Genomic DNA, 21,186 nt, shown 5'->3' on the forward strand with positions numbered 1-21,186 from the left:
GGGCGACGCGCATGATCACGGTCGATCCCGAGTGGTGGGAGCATCTCACGCCGCCCGACATGCATCCGCATCGGGCGACCTTCGACGCCATGATGCACCGGTTCCTCGGCACGGCGCGCGGCGTGAGCTGGCTACGGTCGGCCCTGACGCCTGACGGCCTCATCCGAGTCCGTCCGGGCCAGCCGATTCCGGTCTTGCACGTCGCCCTTCTGGGCGGCGCGCTTCCGATCCTGATCCCGCCCCGGATCGTCGAACCCGAGCATCGCGCGCTGGGCCCGACCGCCATGCGGTCCGGCCGCTCCCTGGCCCCGGGCGAGCTGGCGCTCTGTCCCGAGATCCGGTTCGAGCTCGTGATCGATCCGGTCATGCTCGACGCCTTGCGGGTCGGCGCGTTCGATCAGCCCTTCGTCGGCGTGACCCGGCCAGCCCAGATCTTTTCAACGCCGGCGCACCATCTCCTTAGGCCCGCGTCCAGGCCGGAAGGGGCCTTCGTCCTATATCAGCACATCTTCGGCCACGCCGCGTCCTACCCCGACGACGGCTGGTTCTATGTCGGCGTCACGACCCGGCGTTGGCAGACCCGGTGGGCGGAGCATCGCCGCGCCATCGGCAGCGGGAGCCGACTCCGGTTCCATCAGCGGTATCGCGACGAGACGGCCGCCGACCGCGTCTCCTACGTCCATCATAAGGTCATGGCCGTAACCGAAGACATCGAGCGCCTCTACAATTCCGAGGCATGGCTGCTGGAAGGCCACCGGCAGGACGCGCGCCTTCTCAATATGAGCGCTGGAGGCCGGGCCGGCCGCCGCCGGACGCCGGGCGCCTCCTTATCGAGCGCCGACGCCAACTGTGCCCCGCCGCACCGCCGCCGCCGCGCCCCGCGCCTCACCCTGGACCAACTCAACGCCATCCGGGGACTGGAAGCGCTCGCGACAGTCTCCGAGATCGCAAAACGGGTCGCGGCCGCCAGCCCTCGGCAGGTGCGAGACGTTGTCGCAGGCCGCACCTACCGCAACGCGCGCTGAGGCTCGGGAGTTCGCGACGGACCTGGAGCCGACCGGGGCGCTGGCGATGGGGACCGGCCCGCAGCTCGCGCGCCGCGCGCTGGATGTCCCATGCGCGCTGGACGGTCGCCATTCGCAGAGGCCGAGCCTCCAGGCCGGGGCATCAGGCCGCGGGCCGGGCCTGCAGTTCCGTTCGACCCGACGCCTCGCAGCCGACCGGGCAGCCGGGATGGGCCGACAGGCCGAGCCGGGCGTATTCCCAGCCCTCGGGACGCAGCGGGCTGAACCAGGTTTGGTCCCCGGACAGGTGGCGATCGTCTTCACGGAACAGAAGCCGCAAGGCGAGGAGCAGCCCGGCCCAGAAGGAGACGAACGCCACCGTCGGGATCGGACCGTCGGTCATGCCGGCCTGCGGATGAAGGCAGCCGACGCAAGGGGTCGTCGCGTCGTGCGAAGACACCTGGACCGCGAAACCGACAGTGGCACCGACGCCCAGCCAGTCGGGCCGCCGCCGCTGCGCCGACCAGCGCGAGGGAATGTCATCGACGCCCAGCAGGACAACGGCGGCCAGGGGCTGGCCGTCGCGATAGCGCTCGACAAGCGGCTCGATCTGCAGGTCGCAGCCGTGACGGGCCAGGTCCGCCACCTTGGCCATGCCCAAGCTTGACCGCAGCAGCAGGGCGTTGCGGTTCAGGTTGCTGAGGGCGGACTCGTCATCGTCGATCACGCGGCAACGTCCGCGAATGTCCGGCGTCCTCAGCAAGGCGAACAGGGCCGCGTTGGCGATCGCCCCGCCGCTCACCAGGTCGAACGCGCCGAGCGACGGTTCGGGTCTCGCCCCGCCGGGCGCGAGGTCGAGAACGGCGTCCGTCGCCGGGCCGAACATCCGGTCGTAGGCCTGTGGGCTGCGCGCGAATGTCGACAGGCGGCGCATCGAGACCTTGAAGGCCTCGCTGGCGGCCAGGGCCCCCGCCGCCATCGCGCCGAACGGCTGATCGGCGGCCGTCCACGCCTGCGGCGCAGCCGTCGACAGGCTGGCGGACCAGTCGGACGCGCCGACGTAAAGAACACGCCCCGCCGCCGCGGGGCTCCGGTCGCCGAAGACGACGACGAGATCGGCCGTCGTCGGAGGGACGCCGATCTCGATCGTGCGGTCCGGCAGGAGGTCCGCTCCCCCCTCGCGAAGGGCGTCGTGGAGTCGATCCCCCGCCAAGGGCGGCTGGGGCTCCGGCATCGCCGCATCCGGGCAGTCGATCCAGACCCGGTGGCCGGACCGGGCCATCAGCAGGGCGGCCGTGACCACCGCCGTGCGTCCCGGCGCCGTCCCGACCACACGGGCGTCGGCCGAGATGACCACCGACAAATCCGCCAAGGCGTCGACCAAGGCGGACTCGGGGACATCGTCCCGAAGTTCGGCGCGCATCAACAGGGTGGTGCGGCTGAGAGCCTGGGCCAGCATCAGACGATCTCCAGAATGTCGGCGATCCTCACCTCGTGGAAACGGCCGTCGGGCTCGATCCGGGCGAGAAAGGCGTCGGTGAAATCCGCCGGCCCTTGGGCGAAGCGCGGGATGACCAGGCTCAGGAAGCCGGGCGTGTGGATCAGCGGGAAGGCGTCGTCCGTGGCCGAATGGTAGGCGGCGCCCGGATGGGTGTGGACCTGCACGCGCACGCCGGAGCCGCTGTCAGACAGGTCAAGCCAGAAGTCGGTCAGCCAGTCATGATCGACCTGGAAGCCGACGGCGCTGGCGGTGTGGCGGGGATGTCGGACCTCGCTGACGAGGGAGGGGTGGGCCCAGGGGCCCACCCACAAAGCCTGGCATTCCCGGCGGCCGCCGCCGCAGGACCTGAGGTGGTCGAACGTCTGCGCGAGGACCGCCGACGGAATCTGCAGCTTCATCTCAGCCCCCCTGGACGACGCGGGGACGCAGGATCAGACGCGCGCCGTCGGACAGACCGGCCTGGGCCACCGTCTGACCGAGCGCCAGCTCGGCCCCGCCCTCGCTGAACAGAACCGGGCCGCCGGCCGGGTGGCCGAAATCGGCCAGGGCGCGCTCCAGCACCGCCTGCAGCGTCACCTCGGGACGCACCCGCTGCGGAGCGGGCGCGCCATTGTACAGGACCACGATGCCGAAACCGGGCGTCTCGCGGGGTGCCAGGAAGAAGCGCTCAATGCCGGGTTCGTCCAGCTTGACGACGTCGTTGGGCCGAATGCGGCGGTTCTCGGCGCCGCGGGCCTGCAGATACAGGTCGGTCGTCTCGGGATCGGCTTCGGCGAGGCCGTACAGGATGCGGCCGCTGATGAGCGGCTTGCCCCAGCGCATCTCGCTGGACTCGATGACGAACTTGTAGTCGCGGTCGGTTTCGAAGCCGATGAACCGCTCCTCGCCGCGCGGGCGGACATCGATGGTCTCGTCCAGCCGGATATCCTCGAACTCACCGTCCGACAGGATCACGAACAGGCTGTAGGATTCCGCCGTGCGCCCGACGGCGGTGTTGAGGATCTGGCGGCCGGTCGGGACGGGGTCCGACAGGCTGATCGGGCGGAAGTTCAGGTCGCCGTCGGCGAACTGGATCACATGGGCGCCGGCGGGCCGGCTGTCGTTGGGGGAGGTCACTGGTCTTGTACTCCATGGCCGAGGGCGAAAGTGCCGGGCTCTGAAGGTCAAACCGCCGCCAATTGGGGGAACGGGTAATTCCGTCGTCAGATTTTCAGCGACCCCGCGGCGATCGGGCCGCAAACGAAGAAGGCGGGGCAGTTCGGGCAGGTGAAGGCGGATTCCCTGGTCGGAAAACGACCGTCCAGGATATCCGCCACGAAAGCGTTGATCGCGTCGCGGCGCTTGCCGACGTCCTTGGGCGCAAGGCCGCTCACCGTCTCGACGCGGCCGTCGCCCAGATAGACGACTTCCATCGCCGCGCCCGGCGACACGGCGTCGATCACCAGGGGGAAGACGGCTTCCGCCTTCGCGGTCGCGCTGGTTTTGGAATAATGCCCCGTCCGCACCCGGCGGAATACCGGCCCCCCGGCGCCGTCCAGGACCTCGTCGGGCTGGACATGAATGTCGGCCCGGTCGAGCGCCGCGACCAGACGTTCACCAGACCGACCGGAGCGACCCTGGCGGCTCTCGACGAAGCCCTCGACCAGTTCGACCGCGATCTGCCGGAAGTCAGACCCGTAGTCGTCCCCGGCGAGACCGCTGGCCTCCAGCGCGGCGTCCAGAAGCCTGTCGGCCCGGCCGGGACCGCCATCCCGGATCACGTCGGCGAGCACGTCCCGGACCACATCGTGCATGGTCAGGAAGGCCGGTCGCGTCCCACTGTTTCCACCGATCGCCAGAAGGACGCTGTAGAGGAACTGGCGAGGGCATTTTTCGTAGAGCGCAAGTTCGTGCAAAGCGAAGGCGGGCCGCTCGCCGGAGGCGACGGCGACGGGCAGGTCCTCCGGCCGCGGATCCGGCGCGGCCGGATCCGTGAGCCAGCGCTCAGGACTCTGTGTCGCCCGGCCCACGAAGGCCGACACCGCGCGCTCGGCCGCCTTCCGACCCGCCGACGCCTTGTTCTGGCGGGCCGAGTAGATGAAGAGGCGGTCACGTGCCCGGGACAAGGCCACATAGAAGAGACATTCCTGTTCGTCGTCGTGGGCGGACCGGAGCAAGGGACCGGCCGGCGTGTCGAGGCGTCCGATCAGGCCGTCAGGCGGCGGGCAGGGCTTGGTGCGGAACGATCGGGGCAGCGCCTCGTGATTGAGGCCCGGCAGGTGGACGACGGGAAACTCCAGCCCCTTGCTGCCGTGCATCGTCATCAGCCGCACAGCGTCGATGACCTGGGCGGCCGCAGGCAGCTGCCGCAGATCCCGATCGTCCGCCAACGCCACGAGCCGCCGAATGCGGTCCAGCAGACGCCGCACCGGTCCCCGAGCCCCGCCGCCCGGCTGGACGCGGACGAAGTTCAGGAACTGCCAGATCGCCATGCCCCGCGCCTTCGCTTCGGGCGCGACCGATGACGCGATGTCGGCGACCACACGGGTGCGGTCAAGCAGCACAGACGCTAGGACCGTCCAGGGATGGTCCTCGGCGCTGAACCCGTCCAGAGCCGCGCGAAGACGCTCCAGCGCGGCGCGCCCCTCGGGCGACACCACCGCCAGGGCGTCCGTCCAATCCAATGGATCCCGGTTCCGGGTTCGCAGGGCCGTCATGGCGGCCTGGACGTCCGCCAGCGACAAACCGGCGGACAGCGGCGTCTCTCGGACCAGACCCATGGCCCGCGGATCGGTGAGCAGGGTCAACCAGGACAGCAGATCCTGGACCTCGGGTCGTTCGAACAGGCTTCCGAGGTGGAGGACCGGAACCCCGCGCCGTTCCAGCTCGGATCCGAGGCGGGCGAGACGGTCGTTTCCCGAGCACAGGATGGCCTGATCCCGCAACGCGAAGCCCGCCGCCTTCAGTTCGCCGATCGCATCCGCTAGGGCCGCGGCCTCACCGTCATTGTCCAGAAACCGGCGATGCTCCACCGGATGACCCGAAGGACCGCGCTCGGCCTTCAGAGCCGCCGGTCGTCCGGCGCCGGCCGACATGCCCGTCGCGAAGGCAGAGAAGGCCTGAACGATCTCCTCGCTCGACCGGTAGTTCACCGCCAAGGGCAGGCGCGTCCCCGCGCCGAAGTCGGCTGACCCGAAGCGATCGACATTGAACGGCGAGGCCCCGCGGAAACGGTAGATCGACTGGCGCACGTCGCCGACGACCCACAGATTGCGCCCCGTCGGACTGAGCCGCTTCAGCAGTTCGACGCTCGCGTGGTTCACGTCCTGATATTCGTCCACGAGGATGTGGCGATAGAGCGCCCGCAGGCCGGCCTCGGCCTCGGGGTTTTCGCGCAACAGCGCCACGGGCAGGGTGATGAGGTCGCCGAAATCGATCGCCCGTCTGTCGCGCTTGATCTGCTGATAGCGCGCGTAGACCCGGGCGACCTCGACGGCCTTCTCGGCGGCGATCCGCGCCGTCGCGTCGTCGCCGGCGGCACCTTCCATCGCCTGGGCGAGGGCGAGATACTCGGCCGGATCGACGAGTTCGTCCTGCGCCCGCGAGATCGCGGCCAGGATGTCGGAGAGCTTGGACGCGGGATTGCGGATGTCCTTGTAGTGCCGCAGGCCCAGTCGGGCGGATTCCGGCTCAAGCAGTTCGATGGCCTCGACGCGATCCATCAACCGGGGCTCCTGGTCGAAGCCCAGCCTCGCGAAATGCCGTTGGACCAGATCTCGTCCGAAGGCGTGGAAGGTTCCGATCCACATGGCCGCCGCAGCCTCGGGGTTCCGGGCGGCGATCCGGTCCGCGAGTTCGCCCGCGGCCTTGTTCGAGAAGGTCAGGACCAGAAACCCTCTGGGATCCGCCCCCTCGTTCAACAGGTCCACGATCCGCTTCACGAGGGTCTGCGTCTTGCCGGTCCCGGGTCCGGCCTCCACCAAGGCCGGGCCGCCCCGATGCCCGGCCGCGGCGATCTGGGATGCATCGGGTTTCGCCGGCGGGCGGGCCGGCCCTTCGGGCTCGGGTTGGATCGGCGGCAACAGGAGGGCGTCGAAGAGCTGCTGAGCCGCCACCGCGAATGGCGCCGCGAACATCCCGGCGATCTCGGTGGCGGTCCTGCCCTCGTCGACGTGCAGCCTGCGGACGACCGGACGGGGCAGGATGAGCTCCCGCGCAAACAGGTCCATCTGGACCTCGCGTCGCTGACGCCGGCCGTAGTCAATGACGCGCTCCTCGCCGACCGGCGCGGCTTCGGCCGGACGGAAGGGGTCGATCTCGCAGGCGCCGGCCGGCGCGGCGTCGCCGAGAAGGGCGTGGCCGAGTTCGTGCGCCACGTAGATGGCCTGCTCGAACCCGGACCCTGAACGGGTGTGAATGATGCAGCCGGCGTCCGCATCCAGACGGGCGAGGGCGCCGTCCAGCATCGAGTCCGGCACGGGACACACGGTGAGGCCGTGCCTTTCCGCCTGCGCCACGACGAAGGCGTAGGGCGCAGTCGGATCGTCCCCCTTCTCCACGCCCTGTTGGTGAACGCTCGCCGCCTTCTGGCGGGCGAGTTCGATCGCATCCATCTAGGCTGGCCCGTCGAGCAGGCGACGCCGTTCTTCCTCCGGCAGGCCCAAGTCGCGCAGGAAGTCGGCGTAATCGAGTTTTTCGGCGGCGACCTGCGGCGCCTGACTGGCCTTGTACGCGGCCGCCTTGGCCAGGCCGGCCGGCTGGTCGAGGTAATCGGCCACCGCCTCCTTCGTTCGCTCCAGACATTGCGACAGGACGTCGAACAGATGGGACGGCAGGGATTCCGTTTTGAACCGTCGGTCACGCAGATTCATGACGACGGGCATGGGCGCGCCCACTGCCGCCTGGACCTTGCCCATCATGGCGCCCGTCCAGTCGGCCGCCGTCACCGCCGTGCGCTCGGCCGACTGGATCGTGGCCCAGCCCATGGCGATGAGGTCGTCTTCGTCCGACGACGGCGGCGCGTGCCGGCTGACTTCGGTGAACGCAATGTCGTGGGCGAGATCGAGCAAGGCCTCGGCGTGGTCCGGATAGCGTTCCAGATAGAGGGACAGTGTCCGGCTGTCCGCGGCGTCTTCGAGCAGGAAGGCCTCGATGACCTGGTCTTCGCTCAGTGCGGATCGGGTCATGTCAAGGCTCCGAGACCCAGCGCGCGCTGAATGAGTTCGACGGCTCGGTCTCGCCGCGCCCGCGCGGTCTTCGGCGTGCAGCCTAAAAGGCCGCTGATCGACGGCGTATTGGCGTCCTTCGCCTCGATCGGAATGTTGTTCAACGTCATGGTCGCTACCCTGCGATGTTTTTCAGGCAGAGTGTCAATCGTCGCCAGTACCCGTTTCAGGTCATCCGATACGTCATTTTTGGTCGCATCACTCAGTTCAGACAGCCGCGCGGCGGCCGCCTCGACCTCAGCAGACGCCTCTCGGCCATCCTCGAGAGGGTTGAGAGCCTCCTCGCGGTCCACCAGACGGTAAACTGCCTTGCGGGCCGAAGACCTGTCCTTGGCGGCCGCGAGCCCGAACCGGATTTCGTAAATGTCGAGCCGGTCATCGCCCTCGGCGCGATCCTTGCGGATTTTTTCGACAAAACGATCGACGGCGTGCCGCCGGAGGTCTTCCAGAGCCCCGTCCGTGCGGATCACGCCTTCGCGTTGGCGGTCAGGGCATCGGAAGAACGACAGGTAGTGCTTCATCACCGCCGTGTAGAGACGGTTGAAGCGACCCTCATGGTTGGCGCGCCGCTCCTCGCGCATGAAGTAGACAAGCGCTTCGGGACTCACGGGAGTCGCGTCCGAGGCTGCGGCCGGACACAGCCGCGCCATGCGCTCATCGACGTCGAGCGAAAGCAGCGCCATAATCTCGGCCTCCACCGCCTCTGGCCGATAGTACAGCTTCCCCGCCGTGGTGCGTGTAAGCGGTCGGATCAGAATCGCCTCCCCTAGACACGGCGACCTTAGCAGCACCATTGATTGCTCACCACCGGTTGCATATCTGTTCGACATGCCCGGTACAATTGGCGGGCCATTTCCGACATCTTCCGCCCGTGTTCGCGCGTGCATCCCTCACCAATAACGGCCTCCCCCAAGGTCGCCTCAGAGTCAGAAAGAGCTGTCCGCCGCCCGCAGCGGGATCGTGCAACGTCCCTCCCTCGCGGTAAACTGGCGCCGCCTACACTGACCTCGCCGAGAAGCGATCACACGAATGAATCAATACACCTTACTCCTCGACGATGACCGGGGCGGCGACCCTATGGAAGAGCGGGTTGAGGCGGTCCACGACGCAGAAGCGTGCGATCTGGCGCAGCTCCGACTGACTGTTCTTCCCGGCGTGATCAGCATCGTCGTGATGAAGGGCGGGATGGAGATTCGCCGGGTGCGTCGCCCGCAATGAAGAAGCGGTTCGCTCGCCTGTTCGCGCCAGCGAAGCCTTCGCCGAACGGTGGAGTGAACCTGCGCTGGCCGGCGGCCGGCGTGGCCGTCGTCACCGCGATTTCGCTCGCCCTGATCGCCTTGGACGGCGGATGCAAACTCTCCCCGAGCGAGGGGTGCCGGTCGGTCATCGTGCCCGTAACCACCATCGCATGGTCGTGGCAGTCGCTTCTGGGCGCCATCTTCACCCTGCTGGCGGCGGTCTACGGCGCCTGGTTCGTCCTGCGTCAGATCCAGCAGAACGATCAGCAGGAGCAGGACCGCAAGGCCCGGCGTCTCCGGGCCCAGCGCGCCGCCATGCCGTTGGTGATGAGCGACGTGTGCGAGTTCGCGGAGCAGAGCGTCGAGCGGCTGAAGCGGGCGCTTCCGGTCGCGCGGCAGTATGGCAGCGTGACGGGGAACCGGTTCACCGTGCGGGCCCCGAGGCTGGCGTCCGACGCGGTCAAGGAAATCACCGCGATGATCGAGGCGGCCGATGGAGCCGAAGCGGATGCTTACATCGACCTGTTGGCGGAACTGCAAGTTCACCTCGCGCGATGGCGCAGTTTCAAAGCGGACCTGACGGCTCGCCGCAAAGGCCGCGTGCCGCGGGACATCGAGGTCGAGATCGTCGACGCGGCGGAGATCTACGCCAGGGCGTCGAACCTTCTCGCCATTGCGAGACCGGCGCGGCAGCCTGAGGAGGGTCCCATGAGCCGTCGATCAGCGATGACGGTCCTGGGCCTGCACGACGCCATGTATGACGACGCGAAAGGGTATGCGGAGCGGATGGATGGGCGGACGCCGTTGTCGTTGCCCGACGATGGCGACGCCACCCTGGCTGGACCTGCAGCCGGCGCATGACGTCGTCCAATCCGCCTCGCAAGCACCACTTCGCGCCGGTCTTCTATCTCAACCGGTGGACCGGACCCGATGGACGCCTTGAGCAGTATGACCGGCCGTTCGGCGACGCCGTGAAGCGGCGGCGCGTATTTCCAGCCGGTACGGGATACGAGGACGGCCTGTACAGCATGCCCGGTCTGTCGCCCGACCTCATGCAGCAGGTGGAAGAGCGGTTCATGCAGCAGGTCGACCATCAGGCCGCCGGCGTGCTCGCGCTTCTGGAAAGGGGGCAGTTTCCCCAGACGTCCGGTACGAGAAGCGCATGGTCACGCTTCATCCAGTCCCTGCAGTTGCGCACGCCCGCGGATATCGCCGGGATCAAGGCGCGCACCCGAGCGGACTGGATAGTCAATCAGCCAGAGATTCAGGCCGCGTATGAGGAGATGGTTCGCCAGGACGGCGATCCGGCGACCTTTGAAGACTTCATGACCGCGCGGGACCCGGAAATCGTCGAACGGGTCGCCATGCAGATCGCGACGGTGCTCATCGATAATCCCACGATGGGCGAGTTCATCAACAATATGCGCTGGGCCGTGGTCGATTTGGCGGCGTCCAGCCTGTCGCTGCAGGTCTCCGACTGGTGTGTGGAGCAGGTGTCGGGTTTGCGGGATCCGGAGGCCTTCATCCATCTTCCGATCGGACCCAAACGCCTGTTCGTCGCGGCGAATGATCAAGGCACCATCGACGCTCTGCGACGGGCTCCTCCGCGAGAGTTGGTGAAACGCCGCAATCATACAACCGTCGCCTTGGCCCGCAGATATGTCTGGGCGGCTGATCGGCGGCAGGAAGCGTTCATTCACGCCAACTTCGGCTCGGTCACGAGGCCGACCCTCGGGGAGAGACTGGCGGATCTCGGCGCGACCGGCGCCTGACGCTCAGAGCGGGATGATTACAACCTGGGTGTAGCCCACGGCGCCGTCGCTTGTAGGAAGGGCGACGTACTCCACGCCCGATTTCTCCATGGCCTCGCGAGCGAGGGCGCTGAACGCCTCGCCCGACCCCGTCAGGATGAAGCCGTGATCGGTATCCTGAACGTTCGACGCCCGTGCGTCGCCCTTCAGCGCGGTGAGAAGTGGTCCCATAATCAATCACTCAGGATGAGCTTTGCAGATGCCAGAATAACGCACTCTGGTTGCGAGAAAAGACGAGCGTGGCGGTTATGATATCGGTTCAGCCGATTTGCTGACGGTCAGATTGAGAGCGAGCCAGCCGATGATCGTCCAGGCGCTTCCCAGCGCCCAGCCGGCGATGACGTCAGTCGGCCAGTGCACGCCCAGATAGGTCCGGCTGATGCCGATCACCACGACCAGAACGGCGGCCAGAGTACAGACCGCCGCTCTGGATCCCGCGGAGCGAAGCGCGGGGATCAGGATGATGGCCAGCATCATGTAGACGGCCGCGGACACTGCCGAATGGCCGCTTGGGAAGCTGTTGGAATAGACGTAGCTCTCGTGAGGGACCAGCGCCGGCCGGGGCCGGGCGTAGAGCGCCTTGAGAAGGTCGCTCGACAGCTGGGCGCCGAGGACCGTCACGGCCAGGATCATCGCCTCACGTCGGCGAGCCAGTCGCCACAGGCTGATGACGGCCACCACGGTAATGAGGGTCAGGACGGTGAACCCGCCCAGCGCGGTGACGTCCCGCATCGCTTCCTCGAACACCCGTGATCCAATCGGATCGCTGAGATCTGCGGGATTGCGCATCCGGAGCAGAGCCCATTCGTCGAAGGCCTGGGTTTCTCCTTCAAGCGCTTCGCCGCCCAGGGTCAGGCAGCCCCAAAGGGTGAAGCTTGTGAGGCAGAAGGCGAGGAGCACCCGTCCGACCGGTCGGCCCAGCAGGCGCTTCAGCTTTCCGGCGGACTGAGGGCTGCGAGCACTCTGTGCTTTTCGGGACGTCACGGCAGGACGATCGGAGCGTGAAGCCAGCCCGCCTGCTGGGCCGTTTCGACCATCTCAAACAGGGGAATGGCGATCAGGAACGCCAGACCGTCGCGCAGGGTGAGCAGGAAGAAGGCAGGGCGAACTTCCAGGCGATCCTCGTCGCGCCAGAGGCGGAAGTTGGGCCAGAACCGCGGCGTGCGCTCGTAATAGGCGGCGTAGACGTCGCCGAAGTTGGCCAGCAGCCAGACTTCCTCGCGTTTGACCGTGGCGTAGAAGACGATCACCGCGATGAGCAGAAACACCGTGGCGAGAACGATGCTGCCCGTCTGGGCGCCCATGCCGAAAGCGCCCATGAAGCTGAACACATAGAGGGGATTGCGGCTCAGCGAATAAGGACCGCGATCGACGATCTCCGCCTTCTTGCGTCCACCGATATAGAGCGAGCACCAAGCTCTCCCCACGATGCAGATGACGATCAGCCACAGGCCGACCGCCTCGAGGGCTTCGTGAAAAACGGTTTCGCCGGCCAGCGTCTGGCTGAGAGCGGCCACCGCGATCACGGCGATGATCGCCACGAACAGCACGGCCTTTCGGATGAGCTGGGTTCTTTGGATGTCACGCGCGGTATTCAAGGTCTTCATCCGATCAGGTGGCGATGCAGGAGGTGGGCGACGCGAAGGGTGGCGTCGGGGTTTCGTAATGTTGGCTCAACGATGGGCGGAGGGGCCTTAGGGCAGGTTCTCCTTGCGGACATCGGGTCCGCGAGGAGAACCGCATGAAGAAGTTGCAGATGATGGGGCTCGCCGCCGTCGCGCTGGCGGGTTCCGCCGGAGGCGTGCTCGCCCTGACAACCCACGCCGCGCCGCAGAATGAGGACGCCGCCCTTCTGGCGCGGGCGTCGGTCGCGCTGTCGCAGGCCGTGTCGATCGCCGAGGCCCGCACCCAAGGGCGGGCCGTCGAGGTCGCTCTCGAGGGTGCCGCGAGCGGTCCGGTCTGGGATGTAACGACGGTCGGATCGGCCGGCGAACAGAAAGCCCGGATCGACGCGACCTCGGGCTCCATTCTCGCGGTCGCGGCTGAGACCGAAGATCGTGACCAGGCGGAAGCCGAGGACGGCGAGGAAGACGACGACGGCGCTCGCTGAGGGCGCGCTGTCGATGTAGGTTGAGCCGCAACGTTTCCCCCGGCGTTGCGGCTCTTCGCCTGTGCGGTCGCCGATCTAGTCATTGCGGTTCGCCTGTTGTCGCGGGAAGACGATGACCCGCCAGATCCAGGTGACGACGCCGGCGACGAGCAGGAAGGTCGTGATCGGATCGAGCCAGCTGGCGACCCGTTCGTACTGGCTTTCCAGCGCATAGCCGGCGGCGGTCAGGGCGAAGGTGAAGATGGCTGTGCCGAGCAGAGTCCAACCGAGGAACGGGGCGGGCCGCATGTCCGCGACCCCGGCCGGAATCGAAATCCAGGTCCGGACGATGGGCAGGAGCCGGCCGAAAAAGACCGCCGGTGCGCCGAACCGTTGAAAGAACCGGGTCGAGCGGTCGATATCCTTCGGTGTGAGGGTGAGCCAGCGACCGTGTCGCGACGACCAGGCGCTGAGCCGATCCGCGCCGATGCGACGGCCGAGTTCGTACCAGATGGCCGCGCCCGCGGCGGCGCCGAGCGTGCCGGCCGTCACCGCGAGGAAGAAGTTCATGTCCCCGCGCGCGGCGGCGAAGCCCGCCAGAGGCATGATCAGCTCGGACGGGATTGGCGGAAAGATGTTCTCGGCGAACATCAGGATGAGCACGCCGAGCACGCCGGTCACGGTGATGATCTGGATGATGAGGTCGAACATCAGGCGATAGCCTCCTGGAGGCGAGTTGCGGGAGCCGCCTTCGCGGGCAGGGGGCGCCAGAAGCGCCAGATCAGCGCCGGCAGGACGAGCAGGGTCATCAGGGTCGAGGAGATCAGGCCGCCGAGGATGACGATGGCCATCGGGCCCTGGATCTCGCGTCCGGCCTGACCGGTCTGCAGAGCCAGCGGCAGGATGCCGAGGCCGGTGACGAGCGCTGTCATCACGATCGGCGTCAGCCGCTCCCGCGCCGCCAGGATCACCGTCTCCAGTGACCAGGCCTCACCCTCGTGCGACACCAGGTGCTCGGCATGGGAAATGAGCAGGATGGCGTTTCGGGACGCGATGCCGAAGAGAGCCACGAAGCCGACCAGGGCGCCCAGCGAGAGGCTTGCGCCGGTCAGGGCGACGGCGATCACGCCTCCGACCAGAGCGCCCGGCGCGGTTCCGAGGATCAGGCCGACGGCGCGTCCGCTGCGGAAGGCCAGCAGCAGCAAGACCACGACGCCGACTACGGCGATCGCCGTGTTGAGCAGCAGGTCATTGCGCGCGGAGGCCGCCCCGGCCGCCGCCCCGGCGTATTCGACGTAGACGCCCTGCGGAAGCCTGACCTGCGAGGAGATCGCGGTCTGTGCGGCCCTTGTCACGCGCGCCACATCGCCGGGCGCAGGATTGGCGGTCACGGTCTGGACCGGGCGGCCTCCATTGTGAGCGATGACGGTGCGGCTTTCCGCCAGTCGCACGTCCGCGACCTGGCGCAGCGGGACGACGGCCCCCGAGGACGAGCGAAGGAGCAGGTCCCCGACGGCTTCCGGCTGATTGCGCAGTGAGGGCGGGGTGGTGACCGCGATGTCGATGGCGCGATCCAGGCCATAGATCTGGGCCGGGATCGCGCCCTGATAGGCGGTCTGGACGGTGTTCAGGGCCTCGGCCGGGGACAGGCCGTAACGCGCCAGCGCGGGCAGGTCGAGCTCGACGCGCACAGCGGGGGTGGACGGCGGCGTTCCCAGCTGGACGTCCGTCGCGCCCGGAATCTTGCCCAGCACCGTGCTGATGTCGCTGGCGGCCTGATCGATCTTGTCGAGGTCCCCGCCATAGACGTTGACCACCAGACTGGCGGTCTCGCCGCTCAGGGACTCGCCGATCCGATCGCCCAGGAAGGTGAGCACTTCGGTCTCAAGTCCGGGATAGCTGGCGAGAATCTCCTGGATGCGCGCCTGGATCTGATCCTGCCGGGCGCCGGAGAGGCCGGGCTCGAGCTCGACATGGAACTCGCTGCGTTCCGTGCCCCAGGTGTCCTCGCCGCCTTGGGCACGGCCGATCTGTTGTTCGACGGACTGGATGCCGCGCACCGCCAGAAGATCACGGGTGATGGCCTTGCCATAGGTGCGCATCACCGCGAGAGAAGCGCCCGGCCGGGCGGCGATGCCGAGCACGAAATGGCCTTCGCGGAAGGCCGGCAGAAGCTCGCTGTTGAACAGGGCGAAGCCGGTCGCCGACATCAGAAGGGCCGCTACGGAAACGATCACAGCGCTGCGGGGACGGGCGGAGATGCGTCCCAGCAGACCGGCGTGGCGATCCTTGAGCCGCGCCAGCACGCGGGGTTCCTCGGGAAGACGCGCCGATCGAAGCAGCAGCAGGCTGAGCGCCGGGGTCACCACCACGGCAACCGCGAGGGAGGCGAGGGTGGCGAGGATGAAGGCGGCGGCCAGAGGGCTGAAGAACGCGCCCTGCAGGCCGTGAAGGAACAGGACCGGCGACAGGACAAGAGCCACGACCAGGGTCGCGTAGATCACCGGAGCCCGCACCTCGAGCGAGGCCTTGAGGATGGTCGCCGCCGCCGGTTCGCCGCCGTCGCGGGTTCTGAGACGCCGGACGATATTCTCCACATCGATGACGGCGTCGTCGACGACGACACCGAGCGCCACGGCCAGGCCGCCCAGGGTCATGGTGTTCACCGTCAGGCCCATGCGGTCGAGCACCACGACGGCGATCAGCAGGGACAGGGGGATGCTGAGGAATGAGATCAACACCGCACGGCCATTGCGTAGAAAGACGAACAACACGGCCGCGATCAGCAGGGCGCCGATGACCAGATCGTCGACGATGCCGCGCAGAGCAGCCTCGATGAAGTTGGCCGGGCGATGCAGGTCCGCGTTGACCGTGACCCCGGCGGCGTCGAGCGTAGGCTTTAGCTCGGCCAGCGCTTTCTCGAGTTCTCGGGTGGCCGTCAGGGTGTTGGCGCCGTACTGGCTCGACAGGCTGACCAGGACGCCGGGGCGGCCCATCATCAGGGCATCGCCATTCAGCGGAGCCATGCCGTCGACCACGTCGGCCACATCGGACAGGCGCAGGACCACTCCGTCCACCGTCGTGATCTGCGCTGCCCCGACCTCGGCCGCGGTCGCGGCCTGTCCTTGCGTCTCGATCAGGATCCGCTGTTCTGCGGTGTCGATGAAACCGCCGCCGGTCACGCCCGTCGCACCCTGGGCGGCCGTGATGATGTCGGAAAAGCCCAGCTCCCGCAGGGCGAGGTCAGAAGGGCGGACGCGAACCTCGATGCGGCGCGCCTCCCCGCCATAGACCGTGGCCCGTGCGACACCCGGCGCGGAGAGCAATCGGGGGCGGACGGTCCACTGGACGAGATCCCGCAGCTCGGCTGGCGTCAGCCGATCGCTGGTGAAGCCGACCTTGAGCAGGTCCATGGTCGACGACGTCAGGGGCGCCACCTTGGGCGCGCCGGCGGCGGCGGGCAGGCCGCTCGACGCTTCGCCCAGCGCCTCGGCGACGATCTGGCGGGACCGATAGGGGTCGGCACCGTCCTTGAAGGTAATGGATACGATGGAAATGCCTTGGGTCGATTCCGACCGCACGACTTCGACCCCGGCGGCGCCCGCGACCGCCTGTTCGATCGGGCGTGTCACCAACTGTTCGACCTGCTCGGCGGTCAGGCCCGGGGCCTCGGTCTGCACCTCGGCTTGGGCGGGCACGAACTCGGGAAAGACATCGTAGGACGCCCGGGTCAGGGTCAGGCCGCCGAAGAGCAGCACAAGGGCGGCGGCTGCGAGGACGATGCGGGCCCGGTCCAGGGACCAGGCGACGACGGCGTTGAGCATGGATCAGGACCCCGCCAGTTCCGCCGCATACAGGGCCGACGCGCCGCGGATCGCGACGATTTCTCCAGGGCGCACGCCCGATCCGGCGAACAGTCCCCGATCGACGGCCGCGACAGAGCCGAGCGCGCGGCGTTCAAAGGCGTCCGGGGCTGTCCGGACATAGACCCAACTCTCGCCCTCGGCCCGCAGCACCGCCGAGTCCGGCACAAAGACGCCGGCTGATCCGGCGCCGGCGGGCAACCGGACGGGCACGACAAGCCCGGTGGCGAGGCGCCGCGCCTGGTTGCCGGAGGCCAAGGCGAGGCTGCCCGAAGATTGCAGGCGGACATCGGCGGTGCGCGCCGCGCCGAGCACCCGCGCCGGGACCAGACCGTTCGGCCCGAGATCGAGCGTGACCGTACCGCTCAACGGCGTGTTGGGACCATCGATGCGAAGGAGGGCCGCCTCACCGCGCGCGATAGAGGCCACCAGGGCGCGACGCTGGCCGTCGCTGAGCGCCCCAAGCGCTGGTCCCCACTCCAGACCCAGTCTCGTCCGCAGGAGCGAGACCCGGGACTGATCGGCCGTGGCCTGGGCGGCTGCGGCCTCGGCGACTTTGGCCGCCACCAACTGATCTTCCGAAGCGAGGATGCGGGCGCGCGACGCCTCGGCGCGAGAGGCGCCTGCCGCGGCGAGCGCGGCTGTGAGGTCGGCTTCCAGCGTCGCCAGCGGAACGGGGTCGATCACCCGGGCATAGCCGGTGGCGCCCGGCGCCCAGCTCATGGCTTCCAGAGGCGCCGTCCGGACGGCCAGTCTCGCCTGCTGTACGGAGGTCAGGGCCGCTTTCGGCGCGGCGGCCGGCGCCGGAGCGGCCGGCGCGGCGCCCAGCAACAAAACGACGGCGAGGGCGGCGATCGGGGCTGCGTGCCCCAGACGTTGAAGCATCATGAGCTGGCGTCCAGACTGGCCATGGCGTTCGCGATGACGATGAGTTCGGCAGGATCGGCGGGCCGACGAATGGCGGCCTCGAGGTCGGCGATCGCCGCCGCGCGCAGACGCATGGCGTCGATTTCCGCGAGTCGGACGTCGAGGACGCCGGCCTGGGCCGCGATCAAGTCCGTCCGATCAAGCTCGCCCAGTTGAACTGCGCGCTGCGTCAGCCGCTCGGACCGCTGGGCCAGCGGCAGGTCCCGGCCCCGCAACTGGATCAGGCTGTCGTCCGCCGCCCGCAGGGCTTCGACCGCTGCATCCGTCTGGGCGTACACGGCGGCCTGGACGCTCTCCAGCGCCTTGCCCGCTTCGGCCCGGCGAGCCTCCGCTTCGCGGATTGTGGCCTGGTTCAGATCGGGCGGGGGCAACGACAGCCCGAGATTGAAGGGCAGTTTGGCGACGCCGCGCTCCCAGGTGTAACCGGGGCTCAGGGTCACCGAGGGGTACTGGCCCGCTACCGCCTGACGCAAGGCCTGTTCGGCCAGATCATAGTCGATGACCGCCTTCAGGACGTCCGCGCGAGCCGTGGCGGCGTCCAGCCGGGCGCCGCGAAGCTCGGCAGGAGTGGGGGGCGCAATGGCCGGATCGACCGTCACCTCTAGATCGGCGACAGCCTCAACTGGCAGTCCGAGAGCGGCGGCGAGGGCCGCTGTCGACTGGGCCTCGGCGCCCCGAGCGGTCGTCAGTCGCTGGCGGGCCAAAGCGTGGTCGCTCTGCGCCGCCAACGCCACGGATCGTCCATCCTCACCGATCGCGACCCGGCGTTCCATGGCCGCGCCGCGCTGTTCTCGCAACGCTACCTGGGCTGAGGCCAATGCGATTTCCTGCCGGGCGACCGTGCGGTCCAGAAGCGCCCGGCGGAGCGCGGTGCGGACGGCCCACACCGCTTCGGCCACGTCGTAGCGGGCCTTCAGGACGGCGAGATCCGCGCTATCCAGTCGCGCTTCGCGGCGTGTGCCGGCATCGACCGGGACGTCGACAGCGCCGCCGAACAGCCAGGGATGCTGGGGGTCGGCCTGACTCGAGTACTCGGCGGTCAGCGTCAGGGTCCAGGCGGACCCCACCCGCGCTGTACGCGAGGCGGCCACCGCAGAAGCGTAGGCGGCCTTGGCTTGATGGACGGAGGGCGCATTGACCAGCGCGAGTTCCAGCGCCTCGGCTTCGCTCATGATGCGCCCGGCAGGCCAGTCTGCCCGGCGATCCTGGAAGGCCTGAGCCGTGACGGCCGGATCAATGGGAGCGGGTCGATACGTCGTACAGGCGGACAGAGTTGCGCCCACGGCGGCGATCAGCACGACCGTGTGCGACAGAGGCAGGAAGACGCGGCGAAAAGCGGTCACGGACAGTCTTTCGGGACGATCCGCCAGCCCTAGCGCGGTGCGTTTACGCGTAGTGTGACGGCCCCGTTAAAACCGTCGCAGAGAGGCCGTGTGGTCCTTTCGCCCCGCGCATCCGCATGATTGGATAACTGTCGAAGCAGGCGGCTGAGGCGCGACGTGAAGGTTCTGGTTATCGAGGATGACGCCCGCACGGCCTCCTTTATCGGGCGGGGGCTGACAGAGGCCGGCCACACCGCGGATCTGGCCCATAATGGAGACGACGGCCTGCATCTCGGCTTGGCCGGGGGCTATGACGTGCTGGTCATCGACCGGATGCTGCCCGGATTGTCCGGTCTGGAGGCTCTGCGAGCGCTTCGCGCCGAAGGCGTCCGCGCGCCGGTTCTCTTGCTGACGGCCCTTGGCTCGGTCGATGATCGGGTCGCGGGTCTGGAGGGCGGCGCCGATGACTACCTGGTCAAGCCGTTCGCGTTCAGCGAACTGTTGGCGCGCCTGAACGCCCTGGTGCGGCGACCGCCTCTGGCCGATATCGAGACGCAGATCCGGATCGCGGACCTCGAGATCGACACCCGACGTCGGCGGGTGATCCGCGCCGGCAGACGCATCGATCTGACGCCTCAAGAATACAAGCTGCTGGAGTTCCTGGCCCGGAGGGTGGGTGAGACGGTTACCCGGACCATGCTGCTGGAGAACCTGTGGGGCTTCCACTTCGACCCGAGGACCAACATCGTCGATGCCCACGTGAGCCGACTGAGATCGAAGGTCGACAAGGGCTTCGATTCCGAGTTGATCCGGACGCTTCGCGGCGTGGGATATCTCATCGATGAACCGGAATAGGCCGCGGGCGCGACTTTGGCAGACCACCACCTTCCGGCTGGCGGTTCTGTTTGCGACGATCTTCGGCATCGGTTCGGCGGCGTTGCTGGTCGTACTGGATCTCGCGGTCGCCGATTTCGCCGAGGAGACCGCCCGCGATGCGCTGCGCGATCAGATGGCGGTCCTGAAGGCGGACGCTAACGCCGAGGGCGGCCTCGCCCTGATTTCGGCGCTTCGAGAGCATGTGGAGGGGGGGCTTCCGGAGCGCTTCAGCTATGTGGTGATCGCACCGACCGGCGAGCGGCTGGACGCGGGCCTGCCGCGCGCGGTGGAGACGATCTCCGGATGGGGTGAGCTGCGTATTCCGACCCGTGAGGAACAGCCGGGTCCGGATCCCTACAATATCAACCTCATCGTCCTGACCGATCGCGCCTCCGATGGCACCTTCATTGCGGTCGGCAGGGACGACTACGCCCTGTCGGAGCTTCGGGAATGGCTTCACAAGCTGGCCGTCTGGGGTGGATCGGCCATGGTGTTGCTGGCCCTGCTCGGCGGCGTCGCCGCGGGGCTGATCCTTCTCAATCGCCTGAAGGCGGTCGGCGCGGCCGCCGAGAAGGTCATGCGGGGCGATCTGAGCGAGCGGCTGCCTTCGCTGGGCCTCGGACGGGAATTCGACGATCTGGCCGACATACTGAACGTCATGCTGGAGCGGGTGGAAGACGCCATGGTCGCCTTGCGGCAGGTCTCCTCCGATGTCGCCCACGACTTGCGAACCCCGCTGACCCGGCTGCGCAATACGCTCGAGGAAGCGCAGCAGGCCGATGCCAGCCAGAGAGACGGGCTGCTGGCGGAAGCGATCGGGGATACGGACCGTCTGCTGGAGATCTTCAGCGCGCTGCTTCGCCTGGCGCAGATCGAGGGTGGAGCCGAGCGGCGGTTCATCGTGATGAACCTGACCGAGATCGTCGGCGACGTCGTGGAAGCCTACCGGCCGGCTGCCGAAGAGGGGGGAGGGGCTCTGACGGTGCAGGCTGACGGCCCGGCCATCATGTCCGGCGACCCGACGATGCTGGCGCAGGTCGTGGCGAGCCTCATCGACAACGCCATCACCCACGGCGGACCCGGTGGAGCGATCGTCATCGCCGTGCATGCGCTGGACGAACAGGTCGAACTCAGCGTGACCGACAACGGGCCGGGCGCGCCTGCGGAAGAGATGTCGAAACTGACCCGCCGGTTCTACCGCCTCGATCGCAGCCGCAACACCGTGGGATCCGGCCTCGGCCTCTCCATGGTGGCAGCCATCGTGGATCTGCACCGGGGCGAGCTGATCCTGGAGAACAGTCATCCTGGCATGAGGGTGCGGATGATCTTCCCCGGCGGCTGAGCCTGCAGG

The 21,186-nt window shown here is 68.1% G+C and carries 20 protein-coding genes; 7 read left to right on the plus strand and 13 right to left on the minus strand.

What is annotated here, in order from left to right; all coding sequences use genetic code 11:
* Positions 1-11 precede the first annotated feature (11 nt).
* The gene (locus tag ACWPV3_RS10730) at positions 12-1,025 is read left to right on the plus strand and encodes a hypothetical protein (RefSeq protein ID WP_236261098.1); all 1,014 of its coding nucleotides are present in this window, start codon (positions 12-14) and stop codon (positions 1,023-1,025) included.
* A gap of 142 nt (positions 1,026-1,167) precedes the next feature.
* On the opposite strand, the gene ACWPV3_RS10735 is transcribed toward ACWPV3_RS10730, so the two are convergent.
* From ACWPV3_RS10735 to ACWPV3_RS10760, 6 genes are all read right to left on the minus strand, one after another.
* Positions 1,168-2,463, minus strand: a complete 1,296-nt coding sequence (locus tag ACWPV3_RS10735) for a ThiF family adenylyltransferase (RefSeq protein WP_201097334.1) — start codon at positions 2,461-2,463, stop codon at positions 1,168-1,170.
* Positions 2,463-2,903, minus strand: coding sequence for a Mov34/MPN/PAD-1 family protein (locus ACWPV3_RS10740; protein WP_201097332.1), 441 nt, complete (start codon positions 2,901-2,903; stop codon positions 2,463-2,465). The genes ACWPV3_RS10735 and ACWPV3_RS10740 overlap by 1 nt, the downstream gene beginning before the upstream one ends.
* Before the next feature lies 1 nt (position 2,904).
* Positions 2,905-3,621 (minus strand): multiubiquitin domain-containing protein, encoded by a 717-nt coding sequence (locus tag ACWPV3_RS10745; RefSeq protein WP_201097330.1) that lies wholly within the window; start codon positions 3,619-3,621, stop codon positions 2,905-2,907.
* Between the two features lie 86 nt (positions 3,622-3,707).
* The gene (locus ACWPV3_RS10750) at positions 3,708-7,097 is read right to left on the minus strand and encodes a UvrD-helicase domain-containing protein (protein WP_453977853.1); all 3,390 of its coding nucleotides are present in this window, start codon (positions 7,095-7,097) and stop codon (positions 3,708-3,710) included.
* Entirely contained in the window at positions 7,098-7,670 is a 573-nt protein-coding gene (locus ACWPV3_RS10755; protein WP_201097326.1) for a hypothetical protein, read from the minus strand.
* Positions 7,667-8,392 carry a hypothetical protein gene (locus ACWPV3_RS10760; RefSeq protein ID WP_201097324.1) on the minus strand — a complete coding sequence of 242 codons (726 nt, stop codon included), beginning with the start codon at positions 8,390-8,392 and terminating at the stop codon, positions 7,667-7,669. The genes ACWPV3_RS10755 and ACWPV3_RS10760 overlap by 4 nt, the downstream gene beginning before the upstream one ends.
* Before the next feature lie 346 nt (positions 8,393-8,738).
* Between ACWPV3_RS10760 and ACWPV3_RS10765 the strand changes: the two genes are divergently transcribed.
* The 3 genes from ACWPV3_RS10765 to ACWPV3_RS10775 are packed head-to-tail and all read left to right on the plus strand — an operon-like array spanning position 8,739 to position 10,719.
* Positions 8,739-8,927, plus strand: a complete 189-nt coding sequence (locus tag ACWPV3_RS10765) for a hypothetical protein (RefSeq protein WP_201097322.1) — start codon at positions 8,739-8,741, stop codon at positions 8,925-8,927.
* A complete protein-coding gene (locus ACWPV3_RS10770) occupies positions 8,924-9,808 on the plus strand; it encodes a hypothetical protein (protein ID WP_453977854.1) in 885 nt (294 codons plus the stop codon). The genes ACWPV3_RS10765 and ACWPV3_RS10770 overlap by 4 nt, the downstream gene beginning before the upstream one ends.
* Entirely contained in the window at positions 9,805-10,719 is a 915-nt protein-coding gene (locus tag ACWPV3_RS10775) for a DUF4238 domain-containing protein (RefSeq protein ID WP_453977855.1), read from the plus strand. Before ACWPV3_RS10770 ends, ACWPV3_RS10775 begins: the two co-directional genes overlap by 4 nt.
* Positions 10,720-10,722: 3 nt before the next feature.
* Here the strand turns inward: ACWPV3_RS10775 and ACWPV3_RS10780 are convergent, their stop codons facing one another.
* From ACWPV3_RS10780 to ACWPV3_RS10790, 3 genes are all read right to left on the minus strand, one after another.
* On the minus strand, positions 10,723-10,929 hold the full coding sequence (locus ACWPV3_RS10780; RefSeq protein WP_201097316.1) for a hypothetical protein: 207 nt from the start codon (positions 10,927-10,929) through the stop codon (positions 10,723-10,725).
* Positions 10,930-11,004: 75 nt separating this feature from the next.
* Positions 11,005-11,742, minus strand: coding sequence for a phosphatase PAP2 family protein (locus ACWPV3_RS10785; protein ID WP_453977856.1), 738 nt, complete (start codon positions 11,740-11,742; stop codon positions 11,005-11,007).
* A complete protein-coding gene (locus tag ACWPV3_RS10790; protein ID WP_201097312.1) occupies positions 11,739-12,365 on the minus strand; it encodes a methyltransferase family protein in 627 nt (208 codons plus the stop codon). Before ACWPV3_RS10790 ends, ACWPV3_RS10785 begins: the two co-directional genes overlap by 4 nt.
* Before the next feature lie 134 nt (positions 12,366-12,499).
* On the opposite strand from ACWPV3_RS10790, the gene ACWPV3_RS10795 reads away from it, so the two are divergent.
* Complete coding sequence (locus tag ACWPV3_RS10795) at positions 12,500-12,868, plus strand: PepSY domain-containing protein (protein WP_453977857.1); 369 nt, start codon at positions 12,500-12,502, stop codon at positions 12,866-12,868.
* A 75-nt stretch (positions 12,869-12,943) separates the two neighbouring features.
* Here the strand turns inward: ACWPV3_RS10795 and ACWPV3_RS10800 are convergent, their stop codons facing one another.
* The 4 genes from ACWPV3_RS10800 to ACWPV3_RS10815 are packed head-to-tail and all read right to left on the minus strand — an operon-like array spanning position 12,944 to position 18,980.
* Positions 12,944-13,558 (minus strand): DedA family protein, encoded by a 615-nt coding sequence (locus tag ACWPV3_RS10800; protein WP_201097308.1) that lies wholly within the window; start codon positions 13,556-13,558, stop codon positions 12,944-12,946.
* Positions 13,558-16,671, minus strand: a complete 3,114-nt coding sequence (locus ACWPV3_RS10805; protein ID WP_201097306.1) for an efflux RND transporter permease subunit — start codon at positions 16,669-16,671, stop codon at positions 13,558-13,560. The genes ACWPV3_RS10800 and ACWPV3_RS10805 overlap by 1 nt, the downstream gene beginning before the upstream one ends.
* Before the next feature lie 3 nt (positions 16,672-16,674).
* Complete coding sequence (locus ACWPV3_RS10810) at positions 16,675-17,598, minus strand: efflux RND transporter periplasmic adaptor subunit (RefSeq protein WP_201097304.1); 924 nt, start codon at positions 17,596-17,598, stop codon at positions 16,675-16,677.
* A complete protein-coding gene (locus ACWPV3_RS10815) occupies positions 17,595-18,980 on the minus strand; it encodes a TolC family protein (RefSeq protein ID WP_201097302.1) in 1,386 nt (461 codons plus the stop codon). Before ACWPV3_RS10815 ends, ACWPV3_RS10810 begins: the two co-directional genes overlap by 4 nt.
* A 156-nt stretch (positions 18,981-19,136) precedes the next feature.
* Between ACWPV3_RS10815 and ACWPV3_RS10820 the strand changes: the two genes are divergently transcribed.
* Both ACWPV3_RS10820 and ACWPV3_RS10825 read left to right on the plus strand, forming a co-directional pair.
* Entirely contained in the window at positions 19,137-19,814 is a 678-nt protein-coding gene (locus ACWPV3_RS10820) for a winged helix-turn-helix domain-containing protein (RefSeq protein WP_201097300.1), read from the plus strand.
* A gap of 82 nt (positions 19,815-19,896) precedes the next feature.
* Entirely contained in the window at positions 19,897-21,177 is a 1,281-nt protein-coding gene (locus ACWPV3_RS10825; RefSeq protein ID WP_453977858.1) for a HAMP domain-containing sensor histidine kinase, read from the plus strand.
* Positions 21,178-21,186 lie beyond the last annotated feature (9 nt).

This window comes from Brevundimonas sp. Marseille-Q4549, from assembly GCF_976940555.1.